Here is a 9,528-nt window from a genome sequence, read left to right on the forward strand (position 1 = left end):
GCCGGCATGATGGCCACTACGGCCATGCAGTTGGCCATTGATGCTTTCGGACCGATTGCAGATAACGCCGGAGGTATTGCAGAAATGAGCCAATTGCCACCAGAAGTACGCGAGCGTACCGATAATTTAGATGCCGTGGGCAATACCACAGCTGCAACCGGTAAAGGTTTTGCCATTGCATCAGCTGCTTTAACCTCGTTGGCTTTATTTGCAGCTTTTGTGGGTATCGCAGGCATTTCGGCCATCGATATTTATAAGGCCCCTGTTTTGGCAGGATTGTTTGTTGGTGGGATGATCCCTTTTATTTTCTCTGCCTTATGTATCCAGGCGGTTGGTAAAGCCGCGATGGATATGGTACAGGAAGTACGCCGCCAGTTTAGGGAAATTCCGGGCATTATGGAGTACAAAGCAAAACCTGAATATGAAAAATGCGTGGCCATTTCTACAAAAGCATCAATCCGCGAAATGATGATGCCGGGAGCAATTGCTTTAATTACGCCTGTAATTGTTGGTTTCACCTTTGGTCCGGAAGTTTTGGGCGGCTTATTGGCCGGCGTAACCGTTACCGGAGTATTGATGGGAATTTTCCAGAGTAATGCCGGTGGTGCCTGGGATAACGCCAAAAAATCTTTCGAGCAGGGTGTAATGATCAACGGAGAGATGCATTACAAAAAATCAGAACCGCACAAGGCTTCTGTTACCGGAGACACCGTTGGCGATCCTTTTAAAGATACTTCGGGGCCTTCGATGAACATTTTGATCAAATTAATGTCGATTGTTTCGCTGGTTATTGCTCCTTACATCGCAGTTAAGGCAATTGCAGGCGAACATCAGCAAGAAGTTAGGAAAGAAATCAGAATTGAGCAAAAAACCGATAGTTTGGGCAACATAAAAACCGATACTTTAATCAATACCACCGATACATTGAATCATTAGTTGTAAAATCACAGAGACAATACAACTGAAAGGGGGATTTTAAAAGAATCCCTTTTACTTTTTGGTAATTTTTATTTAGGTTTACCGCTTATTATCATAAAAAATAAACAAACATAAAAGACTAAACTAATTATGAATTTAAAAAAGCCTATTGATGTGCTTATAGCAGAATCTGCTGAAAGCGGTGAAGGCACGCTTAAACGGACACTGAGCAGCACCAGTCTTGTTGCACTGGGTATTGGAGCTATTATTGGCGCAGGCTTATTTTCTTTAACAGGTATTGCTGCAGCCGACCACGCTGGACCTGCCGTAACCTTATCATTTGTATTAGCCGCAGTTGGCTGTGCTTTTGCAGGATTATGTTATGCCGAATTTGCATCAATGATCCCCGTAGCCGGAAGTGCTTACACCTATTCGTACGCTACCATGGGTGAGTTTATGGCATGGGTTATCGGATGGGATCTTGTGCTGGAATACGCACTGGGGGCCGCAACCGTGGGTGTTTCATGGTCAGGATATTTTAATAAATTATTGCACGAGTTTGGCATGGAAATGCCGCTCTATTTAACCAAATCGTTTGCAGAAGTAGATGGCGGAGGTATCAACCTTCCGGCTGTGGTTATCGTTTCGTTACTTTCATTAATGTTAATCCGCGGTACAAAAGAATCGGCGAGCCTTAACAACATTTTGGTAATTGTAAAAGTAGCGGTAGTAATCATTTTCATCGTTCTTGGATGGAAATTTATCAACCCGGCTAACCACACGCCTTATATCCCTAAAAACACTGGTGTTAAAGGTGAGTTCGGAATTTCGGGTATTGCAGCCGGTGCAGCATTGGTATTCTTTGCTTTTATCGGTTTTGATGCCGTTTCTACTGCAGCACAGGAAGCAAAAAATCCACAAAAAGGTATGCCTATCGGTATATTGGGATCGTTAGTGGTTTGTACCATTTTATACGTACTGTTTGCACACGTAATGACAGGTTTGGTACCTTTTAGCGTTTTTAAAGGTGATGCTTCTCCGGCAGCTACTGCTTTTAAAGTTACCGGTTATAACTGGTTGCAGATGGGCTTGATTATTGCAATTTTAGCAGGTTATACCTCTGTAATATTGGTGATGTTGATGGGACAATCAAGGGTATTCTATACCATGTCTAAAGACGGATTGTTACCAAAGTTCTTCAGCAGTATCCACTCTAAATTCAGAACTCCTTTCAAAACCAACATTTTCTTTATGCTTTTCGTAAGTATTTTTGCTGGTTTTGTTCCTGTTACCGATTTAGGCCACATGGTTTCTATCGGTACCTTGTTCGCATTCTCATTGGTATGTATCGGTGTAATGTTATTGCGTAAAACAGATCCTGACAGGCCTCGTCCTTTCAAAACCCCATTGGTTCCTTTCGTACCGATTATGGGTATCATTGTTTGCGTTTACTTAATGTCGTCGCTACCTATCGAAGCCTGGATCAGGTTAGCGATCTGGATGGCATTGGGCATTGCAATTTATTTCTTCTATGGTAAAAAGAACTCTGTTCTTGGAAATACCGGCAAAGTAGTTGAGCCAGTAGATCCACCGAGACCAGAATTGTAAACCATTATAATATTTTTAGAAGCCTCAACGCAAGTTGGGGCTTTTTTTTATGTTAAATAATTGTTAATAAAGCTACCTTTGCAAAAAATCGATAACATGAACCGCCATTCTACCGGATTAAAAAGGGTATTTTTTGTAACCATTGCTTTTCTTATGCTATTTTCTTCAATTAGTTATGCCCAAAGAACAATTAATGATGTAATGGACTCTACTACAGTTAACCATTTACTCATTATCTCGAAAAAATACGGTTCTTTATCATTTAGCGGTTATTTGCAACCCCAATTCCAGTTTGCCCAATCGAAAGGTACGCAAGCGGAGTACCAAGGCGGCAATTTTGGCGATTTTACCAATAATAGGTTTAGGTTACGAAGGGGGCGCTTGAGGGCCGATTATATGCTTTTAACAGATGACGGTGCTCCATCAACTTATTTTGTGCTGCAGTTTGATGGTACCGAACAGGGAGTTGCGGTAAGGGATTTCTGGGGGCGCTATTACGAAAATAAATGGAAGATATTGGCCGTTACCCTCGGCCTTTCGGGCCGCCCTTTCGGAAACGAACTCCAGCTATCATCTTCAGTGCGCGAAGCACCAGAACGCGGCCGGATGTCGCAGATTTTAATGAGAACCGAACGCGACCTGGGTGTTACCTTTAGTTTAAATCCAAGATGGAAGGATGCCAAACTTAAAAATTTAGTATTCGATTTTGGGATCTACAATGGCCAGGGATTAGCTGGCAACGGAGAATTCGATAACAGTAAGGATTTTATCTTTAGGTTAAGCCATAAAACTTATGCCTTTAACAACTTTACCATTGCCGGTGGTATCAGTACGCTACAGGGTGGTTTAGATCACCGTTTGCCTGTTAGCTATAAAATGGAGCAAACAAACAATGTATGGCGGATGGTTAAAGATTCATCATCTTCAACCGTCAACAAGGTAGCCCCAAGGAGGTATTACGGTGCCGATATCCAATTAGCTACCAACACAAAAAGCTGGAAATCGGAGCTTAGGGCAGAAGTAATATCGGGCCTGCAAACGGGTACTTCAACAACTTCAACTACCCCGGGATCTTATCCTGTTGACAATAAGGCCGTTGCTTTGCCATTCTATACCCGTACTTTTAACGGTGCCTATCTCACTTTTGTACAAACGCTAAACAGTACCGATAACCAGCTAATTTTGAAATACGACTGGTACGATCCCAATTCGAAGGTAAAGGGAATGGATATCAGCAGTAATAAAGGCCTTTCGCCGACAGATGTGCGCTTTGATACTTTTGGCTTCGGCTTTTTGCATCATTTTAACCCACATTTTAAAGCCGTACTTTATTACGATATGATTAAAAACGAATCGACCCAGATTGAAGGCTATACAGCTGATAGAAAAGATAATGTACTTACGTTGAGAACACAGTTCTATTTCTAACCTAAATGGCCTTCACCCTGTCTCGAAACTTCGGGATCAGGGTCTATCAAGCAGGAAAGATGCTGAAATAAATTCAGCATGACGATCGCGTCAGGAAAAGGAGCCTAAAATCAGTCAAAATGTATAAATATTAATTGAACTAAGGTTTCTAATAAATAATAGCACAATTGAGGATTTGAGACAAATTCCGCTACCTTTGCTTAAAATTGTCCTGCTATGAAACTCGATTTTATGAAGTTCAACTTAAGCCAGATCCTATCTACAACGATGGTACTGTTTGCAATTATCGATATTCTGGGCGCCATTCCCGTTGTGATCGAACTGCGCAGAAAGGCCGGACATATCGAATCGGAAAAAGCATCGCTGGTAGCGGCGGGCCTAATGATCCTCTTTTTATTTGTAGGCGAATCGCTGTTAAAAGTAATCGGACTCGACGTAGAATCTTTTGCGATTGCAGGCTCTTTTGTGATCTTTTTTATCGCTATGGAAATGGTTTTGGGTCTTACCATTTTTAAGGAAGAAGCACCCGAAACGGTTTCGATTGTGCCATTGGCATTCCCCTTAATTGCCGGCGCCGGAACGATGACCACCCTCCTTTCGTTGAAAACAGAATACCACACCCAGAACATCCTGGTTGGGATTATCCTAAATATGCTGTTTGTTTATTTTGTACTGAAAAATACCAACAGACTGGAAAAACTTTTCGGAAAATCGGGTTTAAACATCCTGCGTAAAGCTTTTGGGGTGATATTACTGGCCATTGCCATTAAGTTATTCAGGAATAATACAGGGCTTTAGGGGATGTAATAATGGAAGATGTGAGATGGATGATGGAGATTAGTTCTATGATAAGCCTTCAGTCTTCATTCCAATGAGGCCTTAGAAAACTATTTCAACCATTCGTCACCCTGAATTTATTTCAGGGTCTATTATGTAGGAAAGATGCTTAACTAAGTTCAGCATGATAAATCGAGAGCAATGACGGGAGTACCACATAAATTGACAATCCCTTCACTAAACTGTAACAATAATTGCGTATATTGATCTAAACATAAAAGCTCACAACATGAAAAGCTTTGAAGAATATACCTTAATTATTGGAGCCATTGCTGTATTAATAGAAGCGGTGAAATACCTAAAAAAGAATTTTAGGTCCTGGTTTGAGCATACTTAGCATGGCCTAAACGCAATGACGTCACCCTGAATTTATTTCAGGGTCTATTTTGCAGGAAAGATGCAGATGCCGAAGATTCGAGACAGCATGACGATCGTATGGGAAAATGGGACTAATATCCATCTAACAAGCTTCCGATCTTAAAACCCTATAATCCTTAAATCTTAACTAATCTTGGCTAATCTTATTTAGTCTCGCCACAAACATCGTATCTGCATTATTCCCATAACCTTTTATCAATTCCATCTTTTCCAACTCTAAAGGCAAAGTATCAACTATATGCTGAACAACAGCTTCGTTTTCCTGTTCAAAGGCAGAGCAGGTGATGTATATTAACGGCTTTCCGGGTTTCAGGTATTTCACTACATTCTGCACAATGCCTTTTTGTATGGCTGCAAACTGGTTAATTTTACGTTCTTCGAAAAAAGTCAGCATTTCGGGCGTTCTTCCCCAGGTGCCCGATCCTGTGCAGGGCGCATCCAGAATAATGCCATCAAAAGCATAGTGGTGCAGAATCTGATCGTTGTTCTGCAAAAGATCGATTTCTTTTTTATGGTATTTTTTGATGCCTGCCAAACGGAAACGTTCATCGAGGTTTAAGAGCACACTTTCGCGCAAATCGGATACCAAAAGCTCAATAACAGGTTCTAAGATATGTAAAAGCAATGTTTTTCCACCCGAAGCCGCACAGCAATCCCACCATTTATCCCATTTATTGGGTTTAAAATATTCGCCGGTACGCTGCGAAGATAAATCCTGAACCTGATAACTCCCCTCTTTTAAAATGGTTTCTAATTTAGTACCATTTGGCAGGGCCAACGCAGTATCAGAAATTGCCTTAACCGCAATATTTTCAGTCTCCAACTTTGCGATAATAGAAGAAGTATCACCAGCTGCTACCCTGATAAAAAGATCGGGCTGTTTAAAAAACGAAGCAAAAAATGCTTCTTTATCTATATCCCCCGAAAGTGCAGCATGAAAAGGATAGACCTCTTCAATATTAAATTCTGGGTATCTGGCTGTAACCAGTCTTAGTTTATCCTCTAAAGGCAATGTAATGCTTTCTACCAGATCAGGAAAGTTTTTCTCTACAATCTGGCTTAAAGTATCGTGGCATAAAAAATCGGCAATACTCAAGCGTTCTTCCCCGGGCAGTGCTAGTAAAGCCTTTCCTAGTCTAAAAAAGCTATAAATATGCCGGGTTGCCCATCTCCTGTCTGATGAGCCCATTTGCTTATGTTGTTTAAAATAAACAGGCAGAAAGCGATGTAAGGGCAAACTTCCATCATAACTGCTTAAAATCTGTTCAAAGGCTCTTAACTGGTGGTCTGCTCTCATGCAATAATTAAAAATGGAAGAAATAGTGGGTTACTCAACAATATTTAAGGCGAAATTTTTATACTTCAGCAACATTAAACTCGTGTTAATATAACCTAATTTTTCATCATGGATAAATGAAAAGTTATTATGAAGGCCTTTGTATCTATCTTTTACGATGTAATCTTTATAATCTTCGCCATAGGTTACCAATAACCTGCCGAAATAATAGCCAACATCAAAACCTTTAAAGGCATATTCCCCAGGTTCAAAGCCGTATTTATAGCGGTATTTTTTAATAAAAGTAACCACATTGCTGCTTTTATAGTCGATTTTATAAGATGAACTGATGATGGTATTCAGATCCTGTAATTTATCGGCCGGATAATTCTGTTTTACCCAGTTGGGGTGCCCAAAAAGGTTAATGGCATATCCCCCCGTGGGCAGATTCTTTAGTTTGGCAAGTTTTTCGATGGTGGGCAGTACAAAAGCACGATCGGATGAGGTTACAATCACAGCATATTGCTTGCCCTTAATCATTTTAGTTTCGAAAGTGTAGGCCGAAGCATATTCCTGTACGATAAATTTGGTATTGGCCTGAAAATAATTCCTGATCGGCGCAGCAAAAGCCTCATCTTCCGTTTTTTTCGGATTAATGAGTACTACAATGGTACTCGTAGGATTAAAGTTTTTGAAAATGTAGCTCCCAATTTTTTTTCCGTGCAAACCGATATTGTTGACTACCGAAACGAGATTCGGATTGTTGAATTCAGCCGGATCGGTGGCGGCCAAAGGCGAAACTATTGTAGCATTGTTTTCTTTGGCATAGCTGGATATAAATTTCAGTCCATCCGGAAAAACAGGACCGATAATTAAATTACTCTGTTTAAACCGTTCGTTTTTATAAAGGAGAGAGATATGTGCATTATCATCCTGGGTATCGAATACATTGAGTTTAAAATTTAAACCCTGTGCTGCAGCAGAATCGAGCCCCAGTTTAAAACCCTGATAAAAATCGATGGGCATGGCAAACTTCTCAATATCGGCTTTTGTAGCTGTTTTTAAATTCAGTTCATCCAGTTTAAAGGGAACCAGTAAAGAAACACTGGCCTGGGTAAACTTTTTGATAGGCTTTTTATCTGCCGGTTTTTCTTTTTCGACCGGTTTACTGGTTTCGGGCTTAGGCGTTCTCACTTTGGGCGAACAAGCACCTAAAACCAACATAAACAGAACTGGCAAACAGTAAACCTTTCTAAAATTCATACCTATCGTTTTTAACAAAATATGCTAGCAAAGTTTATTCCACCTTGCTAGCATTACTTTTATTTTATGCAGTTTGTACTCCAAACTGAAAACTCACAACTCCTAACTCAACGCTATTCCCATTCGATAGTTGCAGGCGGTTTAGAGCTAATATCGTATACCACCCTGTTAATACCTTTAACTTTATTGATGATTTCGTTGGAGATTTTAGCCAATACCGGATAAGGCAAATGGCACCAATCAGCTGTCATACCATCCAATGATTCAACCGCTCTCAGGGCGATTACATTTTCGTAGGTACGTTCATCGCCCATTACACCAACAGACCGCACAGGCAAAAAGATTGCTCCTGCCTGCCATACCTGATCGTATAATCCAGCTTCTTTCAGGTTATCGATATAAATTTTATCGGCATCCTGTAAAATAGCCACTTTTTCGGCAGTAACCTCACCAATGATACGGATACCTAAACCTGGCCCCGGGAAAGGGTGACGGCCTAAAATAAACGATTCTAAGCCTAAAGTGGTACCAACTCTTCTTACTTCATCTTTAAATAAAGTTTTAAGCGGTTCTACTACTTTAAGTTTCATAAAATCAGGCAAACCGCCAACATTATGGTGTGATTTAATGGTTGCCGAAGGACCTTTAACCGAAACCGACTCGATGATATCTGGATAGATGGTACCCTGAGCCAACCATTTTACATCCTGGATCAGGTGCGATTCTTCATCAAAAACTTCGATAAATACACGACCAATGATTTTACGTTTCTGCTCCGGATCCTCTACCCCAGCCAATTGACTCAAAAATTTATCTTTAGCATCAACACCTTTAATGTTTAAGCCAAAATCTTTGTATTGTTCTAAAACACTTTCGTATTCGTTTTTACGCAATAAACCGTTATCAACAAATATACAGTGCAGATTGGTACCGATGGCTTTATGCAAAAGTACTGCTGCCACACTACTATCAACACCACCTGAAAGGGCCAAAACCACTTTGTCGTTGCCCACAGTAGCTTTAATATCGGCAATGGTAGTTTCAACAAAAGCAGCAGAGGTCCAGTCCTGGCTACAACCGCAGATATCAACTAAAAAGTTTTCCAAAAGGATTTTTCCGTCAATACTGTGTGTTACTTCAGGGTGAAACTGGATGGCATAAGTATCAGAATCTTTGATATGATATGCAGCCACTTTTACACTATCGGTACTGGCAATTAATTCGAAGTTTTCAGGAATATCGGTAATGGTATCGCCATGGCTCATCCAAACCTGCGAACCCAGGTTAATACCTTTGAATAATTTATTCTCCTGGTTTACAAAATTTAGGTTGGCGCGGCCATATTCGCGTGTTGAAGAAGGCTGAACCGAACCACCAGAATGCTGCGCGATATATTGTGCACCATAACAAACAGCCAATAACGGATATTTTAAATGGTATTTCGATAAATCAATCTGAGGCGCATCTTCCTGACGCACAGAATAAGGACTACCCGAAAATATAACTCCTTTTACATCAGGCGTAACCTCAGGCAGATTGTTATATGGATATATTTCACAGTAAATATTTAGTTCGCGAACCCTACGGGCGATGAGTTGTGTAAATTGCGAACCAAAATCGACGATAATGATTTTCTCTTGCATCCGCAAAAGTAGTAATTAGATATGATATTTGGGGTCAGAGATTTAAGATTTTTGGAGCATGCATGGAGTTTTGAGCTGGGGGCGTGGAGATGGGCGCTTAGCGCCGGATGTTTGGCATCAGTTAACCGATTTAAACAATTAATTTATTTGTTGACCATTAAGAAATTAAGGACATTA

Annotated in this window: 7 protein-coding genes; 4 read left to right on the plus strand and 3 right to left on the minus strand. The window is 40.6% G+C overall.

The window, feature by feature from the left end:
- The 4 genes from B2V92_RS08410 to B2V92_RS08425 all read left to right on the plus strand — a co-directional run.
- Positions 1 to 936: sodium/proton-translocating pyrophosphatase (locus B2V92_RS08410; protein WP_293306813.1), on the plus strand; the 936-nt coding region annotated here is incomplete at its 5' end.
- Between the two features lie 132 nt (positions 937 to 1,068).
- The gene (locus tag B2V92_RS08415) at positions 1,069 to 2,526 is read left to right on the plus strand and encodes an amino acid permease (protein WP_293306815.1); all 1,458 of its coding nucleotides are present in this window, start codon (positions 1,069 to 1,071) and stop codon (positions 2,524 to 2,526) included.
- Positions 2,527 to 2,622: 96 nt separating this feature from the next.
- Positions 2,623 to 3,954, plus strand: a complete 1,332-nt coding sequence (locus tag B2V92_RS08420) for a porin (protein ID WP_293306817.1) — start codon at positions 2,623 to 2,625, stop codon at positions 3,952 to 3,954.
- Positions 3,955 to 4,185: 231 nt separating this feature from the next.
- Complete coding sequence (locus tag B2V92_RS08425) at positions 4,186 to 4,752, plus strand: MarC family protein (RefSeq protein WP_183768734.1); 567 nt, start codon at positions 4,186 to 4,188, stop codon at positions 4,750 to 4,752.
- 544 nt (positions 4,753 to 5,296) lie between these two features.
- Here the strand turns inward: B2V92_RS08425 and B2V92_RS08430 are convergent.
- The 3 genes from B2V92_RS08430 to guaA form a co-directional block, all read right to left on the minus strand.
- On the minus strand, positions 5,297 to 6,466 hold the full coding sequence (locus B2V92_RS08430) for an RsmB/NOP family class I SAM-dependent RNA methyltransferase (RefSeq protein ID WP_293306819.1): 1,170 nt from the start codon (positions 6,464 to 6,466) through the stop codon (positions 5,297 to 5,299).
- Between the two features lie 30 nt (positions 6,467 to 6,496).
- Complete coding sequence (locus B2V92_RS08435) at positions 6,497 to 7,708, minus strand: amino acid ABC transporter substrate-binding protein (RefSeq protein ID WP_293306821.1); 1,212 nt, start codon at positions 7,706 to 7,708, stop codon at positions 6,497 to 6,499.
- A gap of 113 nt (positions 7,709 to 7,821) precedes the next feature.
- Entirely contained in the window at positions 7,822 to 9,351 is a 1,530-nt protein-coding gene (gene guaA / locus B2V92_RS08440; protein ID WP_293306822.1) for a glutamine-hydrolyzing GMP synthase, read from the minus strand.
- Between the last annotated feature and the right edge of the window lie 177 nt (positions 9,352 to 9,528).

Source organism: Pedobacter sp. UBA5917 (assembly GCF_002432345.1).
Taxonomy (GTDB): Bacteria; Bacteroidota; Bacteroidia; order Sphingobacteriales; family Sphingobacteriaceae; genus Pedobacter.

What these genes read in the sequence shown, in the direction of transcription:
- B2V92_RS08435 (WP_293306821.1), bottom strand. Translation starts at nt 7,708, where the DNA reads ATGAATTTTAGAAAGGTTTACTGTTTGCCAGTTCTGTTTATGTTGGTT.
- guaA (WP_293306822.1), bottom strand. Translation starts at nt 9,351, where the DNA reads ATGCAAGAGAAAATCATTATCGTCGATTTTGGTTCGCAATTTACACAA.
- B2V92_RS08420 (WP_293306817.1), top strand. Translation starts at nt 2,623, where the DNA reads ATGAACCGCCATTCTACCGGATTAAAAAGGGTATTTTTTGTAACCATT.
- B2V92_RS08425 (WP_183768734.1), top strand. Translation starts at nt 4,186, where the DNA reads ATGAAGTTCAACTTAAGCCAGATCCTATCTACAACGATGGTACTGTTT.
- B2V92_RS08430 (WP_293306819.1), bottom strand. Translation starts at nt 6,466, where the DNA reads ATGAGAGCAGACCACCAGTTAAGAGCCTTTGAACAGATTTTAAGCAGT.
- B2V92_RS08415 (WP_293306815.1), top strand. Translation starts at nt 1,069, where the DNA reads ATGAATTTAAAAAAGCCTATTGATGTGCTTATAGCAGAATCTGCTGAA.